The organism is Stutzerimonas stutzeri (genome assembly GCF_024448935.1).
Classification (GTDB): Bacteria; Pseudomonadota; Gammaproteobacteria; order Pseudomonadales; family Pseudomonadaceae; genus Stutzerimonas; species Stutzerimonas stutzeri_AO.
Map to the genome: position 1 here is coordinate 14,940 of NZ_JAMOIE010000038.1, position 21,195 is coordinate 36,134.

General features: G+C 63.7%; 16 protein-coding genes and 4 pseudogenes. 12 read left to right on the forward strand and 8 right to left on the reverse strand.

The features are described 5' to 3' along the window. Nucleotides 1-25 precede the first annotated feature (25 nt). The 6 genes from NA637_RS12460 to NA637_RS12485 all read right to left on the reverse strand — a co-directional run bounded on the left by NA637_RS12460 (nucleotide 26) and on the right by NA637_RS12485 (nucleotide 6,217). Entirely contained in the window at nucleotides 26-907 is an 882-nt protein-coding gene (locus NA637_RS12460; RefSeq protein WP_256072559.1) for an ABC transporter permease, read from the reverse strand. Then, entirely contained in the window at nucleotides 904-1,851 is a 948-nt protein-coding gene (locus NA637_RS12465; RefSeq protein ID WP_256072560.1) for an ABC transporter permease, read from the reverse strand. The genes NA637_RS12460 and NA637_RS12465 overlap by 4 nt, the downstream gene beginning before the upstream one ends. Before the next feature lie 67 nt (nucleotides 1,852-1,918). Beyond that, a complete protein-coding gene (locus NA637_RS12470; RefSeq protein WP_256072561.1) occupies nucleotides 1,919-3,427 on the reverse strand; it encodes an ABC transporter substrate-binding protein in 1,509 nt (502 codons plus the stop codon). Then, entirely contained in the window at nucleotides 3,424-4,515 is a 1,092-nt protein-coding gene (locus NA637_RS12475; RefSeq protein ID WP_256072562.1) for an ABC transporter ATP-binding protein, read from the reverse strand. Before NA637_RS12475 ends, NA637_RS12470 begins: the two co-directional genes overlap by 4 nt. Next, entirely contained in the window at nucleotides 4,512-5,498 is a 987-nt protein-coding gene (locus NA637_RS12480) for an ABC transporter ATP-binding protein (protein WP_256072564.1), read from the reverse strand. The genes NA637_RS12475 and NA637_RS12480 overlap by 4 nt, the downstream gene beginning before the upstream one ends. Continuing rightward, nucleotides 5,495-6,217, reverse strand: a complete 723-nt coding sequence (locus tag NA637_RS12485; RefSeq protein WP_256072565.1) for a FadR/GntR family transcriptional regulator — start codon at nucleotides 6,215-6,217, stop codon at nucleotides 5,495-5,497. Before NA637_RS12485 ends, NA637_RS12480 begins: the two co-directional genes overlap by 4 nt. Before the next feature lie 343 nt (nucleotides 6,218-6,560). On the opposite strand from NA637_RS12485, the pseudogene NA637_RS12490 reads away from it, so the two are divergent. Continuing rightward, nucleotides 6,561-6,752, forward strand: a pseudogene (locus tag NA637_RS12490) (transposase); the annotation flags it as partial. A 249-nt stretch (nucleotides 6,753-7,001) separates the two neighbouring features. On the opposite strand, the gene NA637_RS12495 reads toward NA637_RS12490, so the two are convergent. Then, complete coding sequence (locus NA637_RS12495; protein WP_256072566.1) at nucleotides 7,002-7,907, reverse strand: LysR family transcriptional regulator; 906 nt, start codon at nucleotides 7,905-7,907, stop codon at nucleotides 7,002-7,004. Between the two features lie 117 nt (nucleotides 7,908-8,024). Here NA637_RS12495 and trpB point away from each other — a divergent pair, with 117 nt between their 5' ends. From trpB to NA637_RS12550, 10 genes and pseudogenes are all read left to right on the forward strand, one after another. Further along, on the forward strand, nucleotides 8,025-9,242 hold the full coding sequence (gene trpB / locus NA637_RS12500; RefSeq protein ID WP_272889014.1) for a tryptophan synthase subunit beta: 1,218 nt from the start codon (nucleotides 8,025-8,027) through the stop codon (nucleotides 9,240-9,242). Next, on the forward strand, nucleotides 9,239-10,048 hold the full coding sequence (gene trpA, locus NA637_RS12505) for a tryptophan synthase subunit alpha (RefSeq protein ID WP_256072568.1): 810 nt from the start codon (nucleotides 9,239-9,241) through the stop codon (nucleotides 10,046-10,048). Before trpB ends, trpA begins: the two co-directional genes overlap by 4 nt. A 741-nt stretch (nucleotides 10,049-10,789) precedes the next feature. Then, a complete protein-coding gene (locus tag NA637_RS12510) occupies nucleotides 10,790-11,935 on the forward strand; it encodes a sensor histidine kinase (protein WP_256072569.1) in 1,146 nt (381 codons plus the stop codon). Nucleotides 11,936-12,156: 221 nt separating this feature from the next. Further along, complete coding sequence (gene yghU, locus NA637_RS12515) at nucleotides 12,157-12,999, forward strand: glutathione-dependent disulfide-bond oxidoreductase (RefSeq protein WP_256072571.1); 843 nt, start codon at nucleotides 12,157-12,159, stop codon at nucleotides 12,997-12,999. A 391-nt stretch (nucleotides 13,000-13,390) separates the two neighbouring features. Continuing rightward, a complete protein-coding gene (locus NA637_RS12520) occupies nucleotides 13,391-14,188 on the forward strand; it encodes a hypothetical protein (RefSeq protein WP_256072572.1) in 798 nt (265 codons plus the stop codon). Between the two features lie 275 nt (nucleotides 14,189-14,463). Next, nucleotides 14,464-15,026: pseudogene (gene pnuC / locus NA637_RS12530) on the forward strand (nicotinamide riboside transporter PnuC). 282 nt (nucleotides 15,027-15,308) lie between these two features. Then, complete coding sequence (locus tag NA637_RS12535; protein WP_256072573.1) at nucleotides 15,309-17,144, forward strand: ABC transporter ATP-binding protein; 1,836 nt, start codon at nucleotides 15,309-15,311, stop codon at nucleotides 17,142-17,144. 24 nt (nucleotides 17,145-17,168) lie between these two features. Continuing rightward, nucleotides 17,169-17,261 (forward strand): annotated as a pseudogene (locus NA637_RS12540) (AAA family ATPase); the annotation flags it as partial. A 104-nt stretch (nucleotides 17,262-17,365) separates the two neighbouring features. Next, on the forward strand, nucleotides 17,366-17,662 hold the full coding sequence (locus tag NA637_RS12545; protein WP_256072574.1) for a hypothetical protein: 297 nt from the start codon (nucleotides 17,366-17,368) through the stop codon (nucleotides 17,660-17,662). Between the two features lie 143 nt (nucleotides 17,663-17,805). Further along, on the forward strand, nucleotides 17,806-18,432 hold the full coding sequence (locus NA637_RS12550) for a Type 1 glutamine amidotransferase-like domain-containing protein (protein WP_256072575.1): 627 nt from the start codon (nucleotides 17,806-17,808) through the stop codon (nucleotides 18,430-18,432). A gap of 190 nt (nucleotides 18,433-18,622) precedes the next feature. On the opposite strand, the pseudogene NA637_RS12555 reads toward NA637_RS12550, so the two are convergent. Then, a pseudogene (locus NA637_RS12555) lies at nucleotides 18,623-19,147 on the reverse strand (REP-associated tyrosine transposase). A 486-nt stretch (nucleotides 19,148-19,633) separates the two neighbouring features. Between NA637_RS12555 and NA637_RS12560 the strand changes: the two are divergent. Continuing rightward, nucleotides 19,634-21,112 (forward strand): YdgA family protein, encoded by a 1,479-nt coding sequence (locus tag NA637_RS12560; RefSeq protein WP_256072576.1) that lies wholly within the window; start codon nucleotides 19,634-19,636, stop codon nucleotides 21,110-21,112. The last annotated feature ends 83 nt before the right edge of the window (nucleotides 21,113-21,195 follow it).

Below are 21,195 nucleotides of genomic sequence, written 5' to 3' on the forward strand. Positions count from 1 at the left end.
GCGACGCCGCCGAAGCGGGTGAGGCTCAGCCTTTGGGGTCTAGCGCATCGCGTAGCCCGTCACCGACGAGGTTGAAACTCAGCACCGTGAGGTAGATGGCAACGCCCGGCGCGATGGACATCCAAGGCGCCTGTTCCATGAAGTTCTTCGCGGTATTGAGCATCGATCCCCAGGACGGCGTCGGCGGTTGCTGGCCGAGCCCGAGGAACGACAGGCTGGCCTCGGCCAGAATCGCCGAGGCGATGGTCAAGGCCGCCTGCACCACGATCGGGGAAAGCACATTGGGCAGCACGTAGCGCAGGATGATCCAGCGATCCGGTAGCCCGATGGCCCGCGCGCCTTCGAGGTAATCCTCGTGACGGATGGCCATCACCTGACCGCGGGTCAGGCGCACGAAGATCGGCATCGCCGACAGCCCGATCGCGATCATCGCGTTCATCAGGCTCGGGCCGAGAAAGGCACCCAGCGCAATCGCCAGGACCAGGAACGGGCACGACAACAATGCCTCGACCACCCGCGAAATGAGCGCATCGAGCATGCCGCCGAAATAACCGGCGGCAAGCCCGAGCGGCACTCCGATGACCAGCGCGATGGCTACCGACACCGCCCCGGCGAGCAGCGAACTGCGTGCGCCCCAGAGCAGCCGCGAGAACAGGTCACGACCGAGTTCATCGGTACCCAGCCAGTACACCAGCGAGGGCGCCTGGCGTACAGCCATGAAGTTGGCCTTGAGCGGATCGTGGGGTGCGATCCAGGGCGCCAGCAACGCCGCGAGGATGAAGCAGAGCAGGATCAGCGCACCGACCACCGCGCCGCGGTTGGCCATGAACCGTCCCAGCGGCCGCACCGCCCGCCGGGGTAGGCGCAGGCCGAAAGCCGGTCGGGACATCACGCTAGCGGCAGTCATGCGGAGGTCCTCATGCGTGGGTTGATCAGCCGATAGAGCACATCGGCGAGCAGGTTGAGCAGGATGAAACCGATGCCGACGCAGAGCACCACGCCCTGCACCACCGCATAGTCGCGGTTGAACACCGCGTCGACGATCATCTTGCCGAAGCCCGGCAGGCTGAACACCTGCTCGGTCAGCACGGCGCCGCCGAGCAGCTCGCCGAACAGCAGCGTGCTCAGGGTCACGATGGGCATCAGCGCGTTGCGCAGCGCATGCTTGAGTATCACCACCCGCGGCATCAGCCCCTTGGCCCGGGCGGTACGCACGTAATCGGAGCGCAGCACCTCGAGCATGGCGCTGCGGGTGTGGCGCATGAGCGTCCCGGCAAGGCTCGCGCCGAGCACGAAGGCCGGCATCAGCATGGTCTGCAGATTACGCAGCGGATCCTCGCTGAAGGGAACGAAACCCGAAGCCGGCAACCATTGCAGCTTGACCGCGAAGAGCAGGATCAGCAGCAGCCCGAGCCAGAAGTTGGGAATCGAAATACCCGACAGAGCAAGCACGTTGACTCCGTAATCGACCCACGTGCCCTTGCGCACCGCCGCGATGATCCCAGCCGGAATGCCGATGAGCATGGCGAACATCACCGACCAGGCAGCCAGCTGCAACGTGACCGGAAGCTTGCTGAGCAGCAGTTGGGTGACCGGTTGCTCGGTGCGCATCGAGCGACCAAAGTCGCCCTTGAGCACGTCCCCGATCCACTGCAGGTATTGCATCGCAATCGGGTCGTTGAGCCGGTACTTGTCACGCAGGTATTCGAGCACCTGGGGGTCGCGCTCCTCGCCCGCCATCGCCAGTACCGGGTCTCCGGGTAGCAGCTTCTGCAGGGTGAAGACGAACAGCGATACCAGGATCAGGGTCGGTATCGCCGCGCGCAGGCGGCGGAAGATGAATCCGATCATGACGGACCTCTGAACAGCGAGGGAAGCGGGACCCCGGCCACCGCTCCGGTGGCGGCCGGGGTGTGGATCACGGGGCGAGCCTGACGTTTTCCAGGCGGATCAACCCATCGGGCTGCGGCTGGAAGTTCTGCAGATCGCCGCGAGCGACGAACAGGCGCGGATCGAAGAACAGATAGATGTAAGGCGCCTCGTCGATGAGGATCTCCTGGGCCTGGGCGTACAGCGCCTTGCGCTCCTCCAGGCCGTTACGCACCCGCGCCTCGTTGAGCAGCTCGTCCACCTTGGGGTTGCAGTAGCGCGCATCGTTGAGGGGCGCCTTGCAGGTGACGAACTGATGCAGGTTGCCGTCCGGATCGGGGCGTCCCGACCAGTTGTAGAGGGCCACCTGGTAATTGCCCGCCTGCTGCTCGGAGAGCTGGGTCGCGTATTCGCCGGCGATCAGGTTCACCTGGAAGCCGGACTCCTGTGCCATCGCCTGGATGATCTGGCCGATCTGCTGGGCGATGGGGTTGTTGGCTACCTTCAGATCAATAGGGAAAGGCATCTTGACGCCAGCCTCACCCAGTAGCGCACGGGCCTTTTCCGGGTCCCGGGCGGGGATGGTCTTGGTTTTATCGAAGAACGGACTGCTCGGCGACAGCGCCTGGTTGGCCGGGATATACAACCCTTCGAAAACCACCTGATTGATCGCATCGCGATCCAGGGACAGCTCCAGCGCCTGGCGTACGCGCTTGTCCTGACCCAGCGGATTCTGCGACTTCGGCCCGTTGTCGATGTTCACCACCATTTCCATGAAGCCCAGGCCTGGCGTGCTGTAGACCTTGAGCTTGGCGTCGGCCTTGGCCGACTTGACGTCGGTGGGCGCCACGCGCTCGATCATGTCCAGATCGCCGGAGCGCAGGTTGGCCAGACGCACCGAGGTGTCCGGAATCGGCATGAACACCACACGGTCGAAATGGAAGACGTCCTTGTTCCAGTAACCGTCGTATTTCCTCAACACGATACGGTCCTGCTGCACGCGCTCGACGAACTCGTACGGGCCCGAGCAGACCGGCTTGCTGGCATAGTCGGCACCCCCTGCCGCCTTGGGCGCGAGCATCATTCCGGAACGGTCGGACAGCTGCGCGATCAGCGTGGCATCGGGCTTTTTCAGGTGGATCGTGACGGTGGTCGGCGCGGTGGCTTCGACACTCTCCACCGATGACAACTCACTCTTGCGCTGCGAATCGGGAAGTGTGCGGGCACGGTCCAGGTTGAATTTCACCGCTTCGGCATCGAAGGGCTCGCCGTCATGGAACGTCACGCCTTCGCGCAGGTTCATGGTCAGCGTCTTGCCATCCTCGCTCCATTCCCAGGCCGTGGCCAGACGCGGAATGAACTGCAGGTCGGCATCGGTATCGACCAGCTTGTCGCACAGGGCGGTGTAGACCAATCGCCCTGCATAGGTGCGCGACCGGTGCGGATCGAGCATGTCGGGATCGTCCTGGATGCCGATGCGCAGGGTGGCCGGGGCGGCCAGGGCCTGGCTGCAGGCCAGCAACAGGGTGACGCCGGTAAACGCGAGCAAGTGCTTCATGGATGCGGCTCCGTAAGGGTTGACTGACGCGCCTTGAACAGCGCCAGGCGCTGGCTGAACGCGGTACTCGGGGTGACGACGATGGGGCTGCCACTGCCCGCCGAGGCGATCTCGCGCCAGAAGTGGCAGGCGACTTGACGGTCGTCCGGCAACATCTCAAGCGCCGGTCGGCTCTCTCTGCACAGGGTGCGTGCATGCGGGCAACGGGTGTGAAAACGGCAGCCGGAAGGCGGCGCGCTGGGGCTGGGCATGTCGCCACCGAGCACCTGACGCTCGCGCCGGTCCTTGGGATGGCTGACCGGCACCGAGTCGATCAGCGCCTGGCTATAGGGGTGCAGCGGCTGCTCGAACAGCGCATCGACCGGGGCCAGTTCTACGATTTCGCCCAGGTACATCACCGCCACCCGGTCGCTCATGTGGCGTATCACCGCCAGGCCATGGGCGACGATCACCAGGGTCAGCCCGAACTGCTGCTTGAGGTCCTCGAGCAGGTTGACCACCTGCGCCTGGACCGACACGTCCAAGGCCGAGACCGGTTCGTCGCCCAGCAGCAGTTTCGGGCGCGACGCCAGGGCGCGGGCGATACCAATGCGCTGGCGCTGCCCGCCGGAAAACTCGTGGGGATAACGCTCGGCGTGTTCCGGCGCGAGCCCGACCGTACGCAACAGCTCGGCGACCCGCTCCTCGCGCTCGCTACGAGCGGCGGCATCATGCAGCCAGATCGGCTCGCCGACGATGCTCTGCACATTCATGCGCGGGTTCAGCGAGGCGAAAGGATCCTGAAAGATGATCTGCAGCTCCTGACGCACCTTGCGCAGCTCCTGCGCCGACAGATTGCCGAGGTTGCGCCCCTCGTAGATGACATCGCCCGCGGTCGGCTCGAGCAGGTTCAGCAACAGGCGGCCCAGGGTCGACTTGCCCGAACCGGATTCGCCAACCAGCGCCAGCGTCTCGCCCCGGCGCACGCTGAGCGACACATCGTCGACCGCCCGCACCGGCGCGGCGGCGCGCTGCAGGAAGCCGCGGTTGGCAGTGAAATGCTTGGTCAGGCCGTGACCTTCGAGAATTGGTTTGTCGGGGGTTTTCATGCGCAGGCTCCGGCGTGAACTTCCAGCGGTACCCGCAGGCAGGCCGCGAAATGCCCGGGGCCGACTTCCACCAGAGGCGGGCGCTGCGCCCGGCAGGCGTCCACCGCGAACGGGCAGCGGCTGGCGAAGCGGCAGTATTCGGGCATTTCGGCAGGCGTCGGTACCCGACCCTCGATGGTCGCCAGACGTGCCTCGCGAGCCCCCATCGAGGGCATCGAGCCCATCAGGCCGACCGTGTAGGGATGCTGCGGGTCGTCGAAGATCGCCTGCACCGGGCCGCTCTCGACCACGCGCCCCGCATACATCACCACCACGTCGTCGGCCACTTCGGCGACCACGCCCAGGTCATGGGTGATGAGGATCATCGCCGTGCCGGTGTCCGCCTGCAGAGCGGCGATGAGCGAGAGAATCTGCGCCTGGATGGTCACGTCCAGCGCGGTGGTCGGCTCGTCGGCGATGATCAGACTCGGGTCGTTGGCCAAGGCGATGGCGATCATCACGCGCTGGCGCATTCCTCCCGACAGTTGGTGCGGGTAGGCATCCAGGCGTTTGGCGGCGTCCGGCACCCGGACTTTTTCCAGCATCGACAGCGCGCGCTCGCGGGCGAGCCTGGGCGACAGGCCCTGGTGGCGCATCACGCCTTCGGCGATCTGCTCACCGACGGTAAAGGCTGGGTTCAGCGAGGTCATCGGTTCCTGGAAGATCATCGCCAGGCGATTGCCCCTGAGATCGCGGCGCTCGGCTTCGTCCAGTTCCAGCAGCGGCCGGCCCTGGAAATCGGCGCGGGCCACGCTGACCTCGGTGCCGGCCGGCAGCAAACCCATCAGCGCCAGCGAGGTCACGCTCTTGCCGCAGCCCGACTCGCCGACGATGGCCAGGGTACGGCCGGCCGACACCTCGAAGGAGAGGCCGTCGACGACATTGGCGGGCGCACCGGGGAAGCGCACCCTCAGATCTTGCAGGCTCAACACGGGGGCAGTCATACGCAGGCATCCAGGGTCTGGTCGAGAACGACGTTCAGGGAATCACGCAGCGCCCGCAGGTGGCTGCGCATGCAGGCGGCCGCCTCGGTCGGCGCGCGGGCCGCGATCGCATCGACGATGGCCTCGTGGTCATGGTCGTAACCGCGCAATTTGTCGGCGTTGCGGGCACGGGCTCGCAGGTCGCGCCAGATCGGGTCGAGACGGATGGCATCGACCATCTCGAACAGGTCCAGCAGCAGGCGGTTGCCCGCAGCCTCGGCGATGCAGCGGTGCAGCGCGCTGTCCCATAGTTCGATCTGCTCGGCGTCCTGCTGGTGTTCGGTCATCTGAGCGACCAGTCGCCGCAGCATCGCGGTCTGCTCGCCGCTGGCGCGGATCGCGGCGAGCGACGCCAGCGCCGGCTCGAGGTAGAGGCGCGCTTCCATCACCTCGCTGAAATTGGTCCGGCTCGAAAGGCGCGCGAAGCTCAGCGCGCTGGGCGGCGTCGGCCCGATGAAGGTGCCCCGACCCTGTCGACGCCAAATCTGTCCTTCGGATTCCAACACCGCCAGCGCACGACGCACGGCCCGCCGACCCACTCCGAACTCCTCGGCCAGCTCGCGCTCGGTGGGCAACGCCTTTTCAGGCATCAGGGCGTGCATGGCAACAAGCTTGCGCAAGGCCTCCAGGGCCAGCCCAGCATTGCTGTCGGCCACCTGAGCGATTTCGGTTCGCGGCATACCCGGTCTCCGGTGGTTGCTGAGCAACAGGACGCGAAAGCGCACCTTCATTGCCAAGGAGCAAGAGCAAGATGGGTGCCAATGTAGATTGGTTCGCCTCGAGAGAGACGAACAACCGCAGCTCGAACGCGGCGAGTCAAAGTCTTCGAGCGATTAGAGGGTGAGCGACGGCGGGATAGCCCGTGGCGTTTGAAAAATTGGTTCGCAGCAATTCCCGAACCATGGATTGCTGGTTCACTTACCCATGGCGCAAAAAGGGCCGTGCGCACCATCGGAGCGCGAACCGCCTCATCATACGGTGCCACGTTCCGGGCGCCGGCCTGGTCGTGCAAGTACTGCATGGCGCAACAAACTACAAACCAAGGTGGGTCGAGAATGGCATGCACTGCGCAAGCCAACGGTGGAGCCGGTGTTCGGCATCCTCAAATCGGTGTTGGGATTTCGGTATTCTCGCTGCGTGGCGTGAAAGGTCAGCGGCGAATGGACCCTGGTGTGCCTGGCATCGCACCTGAAACGCATGGGCGTATGCCCATAAGCGGAAATGGCAAAACGGCCTATTTCGGAAAAATCCGATGCTCTTTCTGCCTGCGGGCTCAAGTCCGACAGCCTGATAGCAGAACGGCGACACGCCAGTCGTTAGGGTGTACCACAGGAGGCGGCGCGTCGTTTGTCGGCAATCGCCCAATCAGCCGAACGCGTCGAGCCCGCTGACGGGCCCGCCGCCACGGAACACCGGAAGGACTGAGCGGAGCATTATTCGACCGATGCCATAGCCGGTACGCCGTCAGCTCGCCGCAGTTTGCTTGCCGCTAAGTTCGCCGCGCAACCATTCGGCCAGGCGTTCGGCGCGCCGATCTAACCGCCGTGCCGGAACCCAGAGCGTCAACCGTGCCGAGGTTTCGACGAAGCCCCAAGGCGCCAGCAGGCGACCAGCGGCGAGGTCGTCGGCGACCAGCTGTTGCGGGGCGATGGCCACGCCGAGCCCCGCCAACGCCGCTTCCAGCAGAAAGTAGAGATGTTCGAAGCTCTGCCCCAACCGAAGCCGCGCCGGGTCGAGATGCTGCTGACGGGCCCAGGTCGGCCAGGCCTGCGGACGCGAGGCAGTGTGCAGCAGTGTTTCATCGAGCAGCACGGCGGGCGAGCCGTTACGCAGCTCGGCGCAGCGCCCGTGGTAGGGGCTGAGCACCGGGCCGATGCATTCGGCGGCCAGTTCGAAGACCTGCATGTCCGCCGGCCATGGCGGCTCGGCGTACCACAGCGTGGCGTCCAGCCCCGGCTTGCGTGGGTCCAGCTCGCCCTCGCTGGCCGAGAGCTGCAGATGCAGGTCCGGCAGCTCACGGTTGAGGCGATCCAGCCGCGGGATGAACCAGCGCGCCAGCAGGCTGCCTGGACAACCGAGGACGAACGGCGCATCGGTGGTCTGCTGGCGCAGCTCGGCGCAGGTAGTGCGCAAGCGCTCGAAGGCATCGCCCGTCGCATCACGCAGCCGCAGCCCGGCATCGGTGAGTTTTACGCCTCGACCTTCCTTGCTGAACAGGGCGATGCCCAGGTGTTCCTCCAGCAGGCGAATCTGCCGGCTTACGGCCCCATGGGTCACGCAGAGTTCCCCCGCCGCTTGGCTTACGCTTTGCAGCCGTGCCGCTGCCTCGAAGGCGCGCAGTGCGTTGAGCGGCGGAAGCTCTTGGCTCATCGGTGAATTTTCCTGACAGATTGCAGCGATCTTATCGCTTTTTATCGAACCGCAAGTCGGTTAATTTCACCCCATCGCGCATCCGCCGTTACGCGGAGCACCGCTTCCCTGCAGGAGATGACCATGACCTCATTGCGCAACGGCCCTGACGCCAAGGGCCTGTTCGGCCACTTCGGCGGTCAGTATGTCGCCGAAACCCTGATGCCGCTCATCCATGAGCTGGCCGCCGAATACGAGAAAGCCAAGACCGATCCCGAATTTGCCAAAGAACTGGCCTACTTCCAACGCGATTATGTCGGCCGCCCTTCCCCACTGTATTTCGCCGAGCGCCTGACCGAATTCTGCGGCGGCGCCAAGATCTACCTCAAGCGCGAAGAGCTCAATCACACCGGCGCGCACAAGATCAACAACTGCATCGGCCAGATCCTGCTGGCCAGGCGCATGGGCAAGCAGCGCATCATCGCCGAGACCGGCGCCGGCATGCACGGCGTGGCCACTGCCACCGTCGCCGCGCGCTTCGGCATGCAGTGCGTGATCTACATGGGCACCACCGACATCGAGCGTCAGCAGGCCAACGTCTTCCGTATGAAGCTGCTGGGCGCCACGGTGATCCCGGTCACCGCCGGCACCGGCACCCTGAAGGACGCGATGAATGAAGCCCTGCGCGACTGGGTGACCAACATCCACGACACCCTCTACCTGATCGGCACCGTCGCCGGCCCGCACCCCTATCCGGCCATGGTTCGCGACTTCCAGGCCGTGATCGGCAAGGAAACCCGCGACCAGATGATGGCGCAGGAAGGTCGCCTGCCCGATTCGCTGGTGGCCTGCATCGGCGGCGGCTCCAACGCCATGGGCCTGTTCCACCCCTTCCTCGACGACAAGGAGGTCAAGATCATCGGCGTCGAAGCGGCCGGCCACGGCATCGACTCCGGCAAGCATGCCGCCAGCCTCAACGGCGGCGTACCGGGCGTGCTGCATGGCAACCGCACCTTTCTCTTGCAGGACGACGACGGTCAGATCATCGATGCCCATTCGATCTCGGCGGGTCTCGACTACCCCGGCATCGGCCCCGAGCACGCCTGGCTGCATGACATCGGCCGCGTCGAGTACACCTCGATCACCGACAAGGAAGCGCTCGCCGCCTTCCACAAATGCTGCCGTCTGGAAGGCATCATCCCGGCCCTGGAAAGCGCCCACGCGCTGGCCGAAGTCTTCAAACGCGCGCCGACCCTGCCGAAGGATCATCTGATGGTGGTCAACCTCTCCGGCCGCGGCGACAAGGACATGCAGACCGTCATGCACCACTACGACGAACAGGAAGAACATATATGAGCCGCCTGCAGACGCGCTTCGCCCAGCTGAAACAGGAAAACCGCGCCGCGCTGGTGACCTTCATCACCGGCGGCGACCCGGACTACGCCACCTCGCTGGCCATCCTCAAGGGCCTGCCGGAGGCTGGCGCCGACGTAATCGAGCTGGGCATGCCCTTCACCGACCCGATGGCCGACGGCCCGGCGATCCAGCTGGCGAATATTCGCGCCCTGGCGGCCAAGCAGGACCTGGCGAAAACCCTGCAGATGGTTCGTGAGTTCCGCGAGGGCAACCAGACCACGCCGCTGGTGCTGATGGGCTACTTCAACCCGATCCACAAGATGGGCGTCGAGCGTTTCCTTGCCGAAGCCGTGGAAGCCGGCGTCGACGGCCTGATCGTGGTCGACCTGCCGCCGGAGCACAACGAAGACCTCTGCGACCCGGCCCAGGCCGCGGGCATCGACTTCATCCGCCTGACCACCCCGACCACCGATGACAAGCGCCTGCCCACCGTGCTCAACGGCAGCTCGGGCTTCGTCTACTACGTCTCGGTGGCCGGCGTGACCGGTGCCGGTTCGGCGACCCTGGAACACGTCGAAGAAGCCGTTGCGCGCCTCAAGCGCCACACCGATCTGCCGCTGTGCATCGGCTTCGGCATCCGCACGCCGGACCAGGCCGCCGCCATTGCCCGACTGGCCGACGGCGTGGTGGTCGGCTCGGCATTGATCGACCAGATCGCCAATGCCGAAACCTCCGAGCAAGCCGTCCAAGGCGTGCTCGGTCTGTGCCGTGCGTTGAGCGAAGGGGTGCGCGGCGCCCGCGGCTAAGCTCTCTCGCCAAACGAACCTAAAGCCGCTGCACCATGATCCGGGCAGCGGCTTCTTCGTTTCAGCTAAGCCATTCGCCCGTGTAAGAGCAAGGGGGACGCCCAGTCCTTGCTGGCGATCAATAACGCTGCCGTCCCGGATCGCCAGCAAGCTGGCTCCTACAAAAGCCGCTCGGCTATCCGATGCCGACGACCTATCGAATCTGCTTGATCGACCTTACGAGGTGCACCGCCTGGGCCTCGGTGTTCGCTGCTGACCTGCTGACCGCTCCCCCTAGACTTACCCAGGCCGCCGCCCGGTGACCGAGCAGCGGTTCGCGCCATGGCTGCGCCGGGGCTGGTGCATACTGGGTGCGCGTTACACGACCCTCTGATTTCGCGTCGGCCACATCCGCATCAGCCGTGGGCAATCAGCAGTAAGCCATCTCCCCTGTAGAGCCAGCTTGCTGGCGATCAATAACGCCCTGCAGCCCCGGATCGCCAGCAAGCTGGCTCCTACAAAAGCCGCTCGGCTATCCGATGCCGACGACCCCTATCGAATCTGCTTGATCGACCTTACGAGGTGCACCGCCTGGGCCTCGGTGTTCGCGGTTCGCGCCATGACTGCGACGGGGCTGGTGCATACTGGGTGCGCGTTACACGATCCTCTGATTTCGCGTCGGCCACATCCGCATCAGCCGTGGGCAAGACGCCACCGTTGTCCCGGTGAGCTTAGCGGCGTCCAACCTTGCGGAGCAGCCCGATGCGCCTTGCCAATTTCATCCTCGATAACCTCGAGTCCATTCTTCAGTCATGGGAAGACTTCGCCAGAACCATTCTGGGATCCCGCTCCATGGACACCGAAGCCCTGCGGGATCATGCCGAGCAGATGCTGCGAACGATTGCCGCGGACCTGAGCACCAGTCAGTCCAAAGCCCAGCAGTTCGACAAATCCGTCGGCAAGTCCCACAAGAGCGGCGGTGAAACGGCGGCGCAAACTCACGCCGTGTTGCGTCATGACGCCGGCTTCAGCATCGATGAAATGGTGTCCGAGTACCGCGCCCTGCGCTCCAGCGTGCTGAGCAAATGGTTGCAGGCAATCAAGTCCGGCACCGACTTCGAAGTCGAGGACATGACCCGCTTCAACGAGGCCATCGACCAAGCGCTCGCCGAGTCCGTGGCCAGCTACTCACAAACGGTCAACGGCACGCGGAACGTCTTTCTGGGCATCCTTGGACACGATTTGCGCACGCCTCTGGGCGCCATTCAGCTAGGTGCGGAAGTGCTGCTGCTCGACGGCAGCCTCGGGGCCAAGCCGACCATGTTGGCGTCGCGCATCTATACCAGCGTCAAACGGGCCAACAAGATCGTCAACGACCTGCTCGATTTCACCCGTTCGCAGAGCGGTGCAGGCATTCCGGTGCACCGGCTGGAAACCAATCTGGCCGCAGTGTGCGAAGGCATGGCCGAAGAAGTGCTGGCCTATCACCCGGACCGCAACATTCTCTGCGAGACCAGCGGAAACCTGACCGGGCCGTTCGACGCCGCGCGGATGGAGCAGGTGTTTTCCAATCTGATCGGCAACGCCGTGCAGCACGGCAGCGCCACGTCACAGATCAGGGTGTCCTTGCACCCCGAACAGGCGCATGCGGTGTTTTCCGTACACAACCAGGGCGAGCCGATTGCGGAGGAGGCAATTGCTGACATCTTCAACCCCATGAGCCGCCACTCCCAGTACGCCGCTGGCGAGCATGGACCTCACTCCGGGCTAGGCCTGGGGCTCTATATTGCCAGCGAGATCGTGGCCGCCCACCAAGGCACCATTCATGTCGAATCCAATGCCGAGCAAGGCACGACCTTCATCGTCCGGCTGCCGCTGACCAAACACGACCTGCCGCCGCTCGGCTAGCCCTGACTCGACACTGTCTCCCTGGCAGGATGGCCGTAGGAGCAGCTGCTGGCGATCAGCAACCTCCTTGCCGTCCCGGATCGCCAGCAAGCTGGCTCCTACGAAGGCCGTCCGCTACGCGCCGTCGATCAACGATATCAACCCGCTTGATTTCGATCGCGTGCGTTAAAGGCTTAGCATGCTGGTCACATCCCAAGTACGCCCACTCGAGGAGATTACCCATGCCTGATACCCCCTACGTACCGCCAAAAATCTGGACCCACGACGCGCCCTCGGGCGGCAAGTTCGCCAGCATCAATGCCCCGACCGCCGGCGCGCGGGAGGAAAAGACACTGCCGGTCGGCAAGCATCCGCTGCAGCTGTATTCGCTGGCCACACCCAACGGGGTGAAGGTCTCGATCATGCTCGAAGAGCTGCTGGCGCTCGGCCACAGCGGTGCCGAATACGACGCCTGGCTGATCAATATCGGCGATGGCGACCAGTTCGGCAGCGGCTTTGTCGAGATCAACCCGAACTCCAAGATACCTGCACTCGCCGACCACAGCGTCGAAGGCGAACCGCTGCGGGTGTTCGAGTCCGGCTCGATCCTGGTCTACCTTGCCGAGAAATTCGGCGCCTTCCTGCCGACCGAAACCCGCGCACGGACCGAAACCCTGAACTGGTTGTTCTGGCAGATGGGCTCGGCGCCCTTCCTCGGCGGCGGCTTCGGGCATTTCTATGCCTATGCGCCGGAGAAGTACGAGTACCCGATCAACCGCTACGCCATGGAGGTCAAGCGTCAGCTCGACGTGCTCGACCGCCAGCTGGCCGAGAACCGCTACATCGCTGGCGACGCCTACAGCATCGCCGACATGGCCATCTGGCCCTGGTACGGCGTGCTGGCCCGCGGTGAGCTGTACGAGGCCGGTGAATTCCTCTCGGTGCAGGACTACAAACACGTACAGCGCTGGGCCGCTGAAGTCGCCGAGCGGCCGGGGGTGATTCGCGGACGCAAGGTCAATCGCACCTGGGGCGACGAGTCCGAACAGGCACCGGAACGCCACGACGCGTCGGACCTGGACTAAGCCACGCGGCCGGTCAGGCAAACTGACCGGCCTTCGAACCCATCAGCGAAGCCCCACCCCCCACCCGCCTTCCTGCCGACGCAACACTGCAGGTGCCGTCCCCTGCGTTCGCCGTCGCGGGCAGCGCTGACAGCCGTCATCAGGCGCCTTCATCCTCAACCAAATGCCCATCTCGCCTTGAGCCGCCATCGCCTGCGCAGCCAGGCTGGCCGAGTTTCCGACCGCTGATCTGAACTATAGCGGTACGTCCGGACCCAATCTCAATGAGCGTAGCTCTTGTTGCAGCCGATCAAGCGGCAGGCTGCCGTGGTTACCCGCACCCATACGTGTCATGCGGTACTGACAGCGCAGCGCTCGACTACCCAGTTGTCAACACAACGCGAGGTGAACCATGAAACACACACTAGTAGCAGCGTTCGCAACGCTGACCGATGCCAACCGCACCCAGGGCGACCTGATGTCGCGGGGCATCGCCAGAGAACAGATTCATTCCGTAGGCGCCGACCGCGCGGAAATCCATGCCTACGACGCGCCCTATTCCACCACTGGCGAGACCGTCGACCGCGAACATCACGAGTCCAAGGTCGCGCACTTCTTCAAGTCGTTGTTCGGCCATGAGCCACATGAAGAACACCGTCGCCACGCCACGGCATATCCGGAAGCCGTGCGCCGCGGCTCGCTGGTGATCGCCGTCGACGTGTACGACGAGGATCAGCTGATCCGCGCACGTGATGCACTGGAGTACAACGGCGCGCTCAATATCGACGACAACGGCGCCGGTGCAAGTTCGACCCCTGGCTATGCCGGAGCCACCAGCCCCTATGCCGGCGCCACCGGCGGTGACAGTCACCTGGACAAGCATTTCGCGGGGTCCACCAGCCATGCAGCCGGGACAGCGGGCCATTCAACCGGAACCCGCGATACGGCTGCCCCGGTCACCGGCACGACGGGTACAGCGAGTACCGGCCACGGGGCCGACACCCAAACGGGCTCCGGCGATACCGGGCGCTACGACGTGGGCACTGCGGCCAAACGGGCCGGTACGGGCTACCCGGAAAACACCGGTACCGCCTCCCCGACTGGCGGCGGCCTGGCTGGCGAGACCGTCGGCACCCGCGACGCAACGGAAAGCCTGGACGCCACCCACGCCGGCACCTGCACAGACCGGGTGTGCGTGATCAAGCGGTAGAACGCCGACCGCTGAGCGATCACGGGCCGCGCCATGCGGCCCGTGTGAGCCACCCACTTCCCTTGGCGCTTGCCCAGCGCGCACCGCAGCCCGCCGCTACCGATTGCCAGCGCCACACAATCTTCCGTCAGCCCCAGCGCGGCGTTGACAGAGGGATTGGCCTGATAGGGTTTGCGCAAGGCGAGCCCGACCTTCGACGCGACAAGCCAGTTAGCGTTACATCAGCTCCAGGCGCACCTGCCGTGCCGGCCCGTTTCTCCATCTGATCAGGCCCCATGACCACCCTCGAACTCATCGCCTCCGCCCTCGGCGCCCTTTCCGTTTGGCTCAGGGTGCGACAGAACCCGCTGTGCTGGCCCATCGGGTTGGTGATGGTGTCGCTCTACGCCTGGTTCTTTTTCGAGGTGCGGTTGTATTCGCAGGTGCTGCTCAACGGGGTGTTTGCGGCCACGCAGGTTTATGGGTGGTGGCAGTGGGCGCGGGGTAGCGGCAGTGCAGGCGGTCGGCCGGTGGTGGGCGCGACGGCCCTGGAGGTCGGCGTTGGGCTTGTTGTCGCGGTACTGGGGGGTGTCGGGCTGGGGGTGCTGATGGCGACCGCTACCGAAGCGGCTTATCCCTGGCCGGATGCGACGCTCACGGCCTTCAGCCTACTGGCGCAGCTGTGGATGGCGCTTAAGCGCTGGCAGTGCTGGGTGCTGTGGATCGTGGTGGACACGCTCTACGTGGCGTTCTTTGTCTCTCAAAATACTGGCTCACCGCAGGGCTGTATGGGTTGTTCACGCTGCTGGCGGTGATGGGCCTGCGCGAGTGGCGGCAGGCAAGGGCGACGGTTCAGTAAAGACGCGGCGATAAACGCAGCCAAATCGACAGGCGGAAGCAGACTCGGCGTGCGAAGCGGAAACGCCGCCGGGTAGAAGACGTCCAACGAGGGTGCCGCAGCCGGTCCGTCATGCTCGACATAACGTCGTTCGGATACTGCTACGCTGCAGCAGTTAAACCATTGAGCCAGAGCGCTCCAGCCAGTCTCGAGCCATCGCCCCAAAGCCGTTTCTCCGACCGACGCCGCCTATGCGGGACCAAGCCGCCACCTTGCCCATTCGCCAACAGCAGACCGTTCCCCATGTTGTTCAGCCGTTTCGAAAACCTGATCGATGTCTTCAAGCCCAGCCCGGACGTCGCGCCGCCCGCCGGTATGCTGCGGTTCTATACCCATTACCTGAAGCAGGTCTGGCCGTTGATGGCCGCGGTGCTGGTGATCGGCTTCTTCGCGGCGTTGATCGAGGTGGCGCTGTTCAGCTTCCTTGGCCAGTTGATCGATATGGCCCAGACCACCGATGACGCGCGGACCTTCTTCACCGAGCACCGCAACGCGCTGCTGTGGATGGCGGTGGTGGCGCTGATTATCAGGCCTCTGGTATTCGGCCTGCATAACCTGCTGACCCATCAAGCGATCAACCCCGGGCTGACCAATCTGGTGCGCTGGCAGAACCACCGTTATCTGCTCAAACAAAGCCTGAATTTCTTCCAGAACGACTTTGCCGGGCGCATCGCCCAGCGCGTGATGCAGACCGGCCCGTCGCTGCGTGATTCGGCCATGCAGGTGATCGACGCGCTGTGGCATGTGGTGGTCTACGCCGGCAGTGCGCTGTACCTGTTCGCCGCCGCCGATCTGCGCCTGATCGTGCCGCTGGTGCTGTGGATCATCGGTTACAGCGCCGCGCTCTGGTACTTCGTGCCGCGCATCCGGGCCCGCTCGGCGGCCGCTTCCGCGGCGCGCTCGAAGGTCATGGGCCGCGTGGTGGACGGTTACAGCAACGTCGCCACGCTCAAGCTGTTCGCGCATTCCAAGGAAGAAGAAGGCTACGCCCGCGAGGCCATGCAGGAGCTGCTCGGCAAGTTCCGCCTGCAGTCGCGCATTATCACCAGCCTGGATTTCCTGATCACCTGCATGAACGGCCTGCTGATCGTCGGCACCGGCGGGCTGGCGCTGTGGCTGTGGAGCGAGGCGCTGATCAGCACCGGCGCCATCGCCCTGGCGCTGGGCCTGGTGATCCGCATCAACAATATGTCCGAGTGGATCATGTGGGTGGTCAACGGCATTTTCGAGAACGTCGGCACCGTGCAGGACGGCATGCAGACCATCGTCCAGCCGCGCCACGTGGTCGACCGCGAAGACGCCAAACCGCTGGAGGTGGAGCAGAGCGGCGTGCGCTTCGAGGACGTGCATTTCCATTACGGCAAAAAGAGTGGCGTGATCAGCGGGCTGAGCATCGATATCCGTCCGGGCGAGAAAATCGGCCTGGTCGGGCCCTCCGGCGCCGGCAAGTCCACCCTGGTCAGCCTGCTGCTGCGCCTCTATGACCTGGAAAGCGGGCGCATCCTCATCGACGGGCAGAACGTCGCGGAGGTCAATCAGGAAAGCCTGCGCGCCAACATCGGCATGGTCACGCAGGATACCTCGCTGCTGCACCGCTCGATCCGCGACAACCTGCGCTACGGCAGGCCCGATGCCACCGATGAACAGCTCTGGGAGGCGGCGCGAAAGGCGCGTGCGGATGGCTTCATTGCCACATTGGACGACAGCCTGGGCGGCGTAGGCTTCGAGGCCAAGGTCGGTGAACGGGGCGTCAAACTTTCCGGAGGCCAGCGCCAGCGCATCGCCATCGCCCGCGTGCTGCTCAAGGACGCGCCGATCCTGGTGTTGGACGAAGCCACCTCGGCGCTGGATTCGGAAGTCGAAGCGGCAATTCAGGAGAGCCTCGACACCTTGATGGACGGCAAGACGGTGATCGCCATCGCGCACCGGCTGTCGACCATCGCGCGGATGGATCGCCTGGTGGTGATCGACGAGGGCCGGGTGATCGAGACCGGCACCCATGCCGAGCTGATCGAGCGGGGCGGCCTTTATGCGCGCCTGTGGCAACACCAGACCGGTGGCTTCGTTGGGGTCGATTGAAGTGAGCACAAGGATGAGCATGCAATGAAAGTACTGGTACTGACGGGAGCCGAATCCACCGGCAAGAGCTGGCTGGCTGCACGGTTGCAGCAGCGCTTCAGTGGTGTGGTGGTGGGTCTTCGAGACTGCAAACAATGAGCGCGAACTACCAAGCCCAACTATTCACGCGGGTTCGGCTATATTCTGCATGCGATCACTATCAAAACCAGGATGAGATAAACATGGCGGACGCAATACAGATTAATACCGAACGCTTAAACAAGACGCTGAACGAACTCAGGCTTAATCGCAATGAGGTATTGACGACTGACATTATCGAGCAGTACATGGGCGGTTTTCATCAGAACAAAGGCGTGCCTGTATCTGATTCATGGAATGCCCAATTCGGTAAGTACCTTAAAGCGCACCAAGCTGAACTCGATATTCTTGAAATTGCATCTAAGCAAAAAGTCGAGGTGAACGGCGGGTTTACTTCGGCTTCAATGTGGGCGCTCAGCAACGATCAGCCGGATAGTTGACGGTGGCTTAACCAAGTTGCTTTTAAACGCATAGGAGACCGGGGGGCTCTGCCCGCCAGGTCAGTACTGGCGAACATATTTCACCGAATATTCCAAGCCCGGATGGATAGGTCCGCTTGATGAATCCCTTACCGGCGATCGGTATGAATATTTTCCTGACCTCTTCATTCGCAGAAGTCGCTGACTTGTTCGTCGCCTTCACCCGAGGCGAGTGCAGGGGAAAGAGGGTTACGTTGATTCCTACGGCAAGCCTTGCCGAGGAAGTGAATGCCTACCTGATCGCGGCCAAGGATGCGCTGGTTGAAGCGGGCCTGATAATCGATGAACTCGAAGTGTCGACCGCCAGCCGGGAAGACATCGTCGGAAAGCTCGAACGTAACGACTACATCTATGTGGCAGGCGGCAACACCTTCTTTCTGCTGCAGGAGCTGAAGCGCACCGGCGCGGACCAACTGATCGCCGAGCAGGTCAGGGCAGGCAAGTGCTACATCGGCGAGTCCGCCGGTTCCGCCGTGCTCGCGCCCAGCATTGAGTATCTGCAGCGGCTGGATGACCCCAGCGCCGCGCCCGATCTCGACTCGTTTGCGTCGCTCGCCTTGATCGATTGCTACCCGCTGCCGCATTACGGAAACCCGCCATTCAAAGAAGCGGTCGAGCAGGTATTGATCGAGTACGGCGATACCCTGGACCTTCGCCCGTTCAGCAATAATAAGGCGATCGCCATCGCGGGCAATGAGGTCGATATCCAGATGAGCGCGAAGCCCCTCTGAGTAACGGGGCTGCGCGATCCCTGTTGGCCGGGTTCGTATGCCCGGTTCGAACGGGCAGCGGTGCGGGTCGATTTATTTGTCGTGTGGGCCATGGTGCACTAGCTATTCGACACCGCAGCGATCTGATGGCCATGTAGCTGCCGTAAGTGGACGTGTGGCGTTCCAAGCATGCCCTAGGTTTGGCTGATACCTATTCACCGAACGAGCCGCTGAGCCCTGCGTTACCCGCCCAGTCCTGTGCTAACAGACCTTTCTCCACGTACCGGTTGAAACGTGAATAGGGCCAGGCGGCGACCTGTTCTACCAGCCCGTGCTTGACCGGGTTGTAGTGGATGTAATCAACGTGCCGCTGCAAATCCGTTTCGTTCCGAATCTGATGCTCCCAGTAGCGGCGCTGCCAGATGCCTTTCTCACGCTAGCGCATCTGGCTCGCGTTGCGAGGTACGGCCGGAAGTTGTCGAGAGAAGGTGCTCTTGAGCAGGCTCCAGCGAACGGCAAAATCGGCGTCGCCGTTCGGAAGTTTCCAGATAGCATGCAGGTGATCCGGCAGGATGCAGATAGCGAGGGTCTGGAAAGGTCGGGTGTGCTGGGTCAGGCGATAGGCCTGTCGGAGCAGTGTGACCTGTTCAACCAGCAAGCGAGATTGGCGATCGGCCAGGGTCACGGTGAAAAACCACGTGCCGCCAGGTACTAGACTGCGGCGGTAGTTGGACATGGAGGCCTCCTTGCCTTCACGAGATGTACGTCGGCGCCGTTGCGCTTCTGTCGATTGAGTAAAGATGCATGCCGGTCGACGGTGGGCTGAAGCCCACCCTACGGACGTGGGGTTCCGGCATCGGCTTTACGTAACGGAGTAGATCAAATTGTAGGGTGGGCTTTAGCCCACCAATTGGTAGCTGAACCGCGCCCTGAGTGCCAACCCTACGGCACAGCATGGCCACCGGGCAACGGTGGGCTGAAGCCCACCGATTTAGTGGCTGGGCGCGTCCTGACGACCAACCCTACAGCGCAGCATGATCACCGGGCAACGGTGGGCTGAAGCCCGCCCTACGGCGCTCAAGAAGTTTTGTTGCCCGCGTTCTCACCCTGTCATCCGACTGCATGGCGTGCTGGAGCCTGTACAGGCGCACTGCTAGAGTGCCGCCGCTTGCCAACCACCGGCTGACAGGACGTCTGCCCAGCCGCCGCACAGGATGTTTCCATGAAAAAACTCGTACTTGCCGTTGCCGTACCGCTGGCTCTCGTCGGCGCCGCTACCCTTTACACCAGCACCCAGGTTGAATCGACTGCCCGCGATGCCGTCGAGCAGGCCAATATCCAGCTGCGCGAGATGAGCGTGGGGGCCGGAGCCGAGGTTGCCGTCAAAATGCTCAGTTTCGAAAGCGGCCTGCTGTCCAGTAACGCCCGCTACCAGGTCGACATCGAGGCCCAGGACAGTGAGGGCGGGCCCCGGCAGTTCACCGTGCTGCTGCAAGACCGCATCGAGCACGGCCCCTTTCCGGTGTCGCGCCTGACCCGCGGACAGTGGATGCCGGTTGCCGCCCAGAGCCATTTCCGCCTCGAGCGGTCAGCGCAGACTGAAGCGCTGTTCGAGGCCGCCGCCGGTGAAAACCCGCTGGTCGGCGATGTCGCCTTCGGCTATGACGGCAGTCAACAAGGCGCGCTGCGCTCGCCCCCCCTCAATCTTGAGCACGAAGACGGCACGGTTCGCGTTGCGGCCGGCACCGTGAACTTCGAAGTGGCCGACGAAACCACGACCGTGCGCCTGGAAGGTCAGCTGCCGGAAATCGACATGAACCTGCAACACCGTGACGATGGCAAGCCGGTGCGGGTCAAGCTAAGCGGGATCGGCATGACCGTCGACAAGCACGACTACGTCAAGGGGTTCGGCCAAGGCCCCTCGGCCATCACGCTTGAACGCATGGAAATCCAGACCGACGACAATCCCGCCGTGGTCATCAAGAACGCCTCCATTGAAGAAGCGTCGAGTCGCAGCAGCGACGGCTTCGACCAGTCGATCGGCTACCGCGTCGGCGAGGTGGGGGCCAACGGTCAGTCCATCCGCAACCTGACGCTCGCCCTCAGCCTGCGCAAGCTGGATGAAGGCAGCCTCAAGGCGCTGGTGGAAAGTTACAAGCAGATCCTCGACAGCGCGGCCACCCCGCAGGAGGCACTCGACAACATCACCGACGTTCAGCAGCAGGAGCTGCAGGCGCTCGCCCTGCAATTGCTGGAGCACAAGCCCACCGTGGCGCTCGACGAGTTCGGCTTCGAGACCGCTAACGGTGCGGCCCGCCTGTCCGTGGTGGCCGACCTGCAGGGCCCGAGCGCGGAAGCCTTTACCCCCGATGCGATGATCATCAGCATGCTGGCGTCGCTCAAAGCCGAAGCCGGTATCGATAAAGCCCTGGTTCGCGACGTTGCCAGCCTGATCGCTCAGCGTGAGCCGCAGTACAGCGCCGACCCGGCTGCGTTGCAGCAGCAGGCAGACCTGACGACCGAGTTGTTCAGCGGTATGGCACTCGGTGCGGGCTGGTTCCAGCTGCAAGGCGATCGCCTGGTCAGCTCGCTGCATTACGCCGACAACAAGGTGACCTTGAACGGCCAAGATATGACCGTTCAGGAATTCATCGGCTTTGCCTTCGGCTCGGTACTGGGCGCCGGTCTGCTCGGCCAGTAAGCACCGGTCACGCATGGAAAACAGGCGACCCCTTGGGTCGCCTTTTTTCATGCGCTGATCGCGCACTACGATGTGAGTCCTCG

Excerpts from the sequence above, each read along its gene's own strand:
- NA637_RS12480 (WP_256072564.1), bottom strand. The coding sequence starts at position 5,498 with ATGACTGCCCCCGTGTTGAGCCTGCAAGATCTGAGGGTGCGCTTCCCC.
- trpB (WP_272889014.1), top strand. The coding sequence starts at position 8,025 with ATGACCATGACCTCATTGCGCAACGGCCCTGACGCCAAGGGCCTGTTC.
- NA637_RS12465 (WP_256072560.1), bottom strand. The coding sequence starts at position 1,851 with ATGATCGGATTCATCTTCCGCCGCCTGCGCGCGGCGATACCGACCCTG.
- NA637_RS12460 (WP_256072559.1), bottom strand. The coding sequence starts at position 907 with ATGACTGCCGCTAGCGTGATGTCCCGACCGGCTTTCGGCCTGCGCCTA.
- NA637_RS12510 (WP_256072569.1), top strand. The coding sequence starts at position 10,790 with ATGCGCCTTGCCAATTTCATCCTCGATAACCTCGAGTCCATTCTTCAG.
- NA637_RS12545 (WP_256072574.1), top strand. The coding sequence starts at position 17,366 with ATGGCGGACGCAATACAGATTAATACCGAACGCTTAAACAAGACGCTG.
- NA637_RS12535 (WP_256072573.1), top strand. The coding sequence starts at position 15,309 with ATGTTGTTCAGCCGTTTCGAAAACCTGATCGATGTCTTCAAGCCCAGC.
- NA637_RS12495 (WP_256072566.1), bottom strand. The coding sequence starts at position 7,907 with ATGAGCCAAGAGCTTCCGCCGCTCAACGCACTGCGCGCCTTCGAGGCA.
- NA637_RS12485 (WP_256072565.1), bottom strand. The coding sequence starts at position 6,217 with ATGCCGCGAACCGAAATCGCTCAGGTGGCCGACAGCAATGCTGGGCTG.
- NA637_RS12560 (WP_256072576.1), top strand. The coding sequence starts at position 19,634 with ATGAAAAAACTCGTACTTGCCGTTGCCGTACCGCTGGCTCTCGTCGGC.
- yghU (WP_256072571.1), top strand. The coding sequence starts at position 12,157 with ATGCCTGATACCCCCTACGTACCGCCAAAAATCTGGACCCACGACGCG.
- NA637_RS12475 (WP_256072562.1), bottom strand. The coding sequence starts at position 4,515 with ATGAAAACCCCCGACAAACCAATTCTCGAAGGTCACGGCCTGACCAAG.
- NA637_RS12550 (WP_256072575.1), top strand. The coding sequence starts at position 17,806 with ATGAATATTTTCCTGACCTCTTCATTCGCAGAAGTCGCTGACTTGTTC.
- trpA (WP_256072568.1), top strand. The coding sequence starts at position 9,239 with ATGAGCCGCCTGCAGACGCGCTTCGCCCAGCTGAAACAGGAAAACCGC.
- NA637_RS12520 (WP_256072572.1), top strand. The coding sequence starts at position 13,391 with ATGAAACACACACTAGTAGCAGCGTTCGCAACGCTGACCGATGCCAAC.
- NA637_RS12470 (WP_256072561.1), bottom strand. The coding sequence starts at position 3,427 with ATGAAGCACTTGCTCGCGTTTACCGGCGTCACCCTGTTGCTGGCCTGC.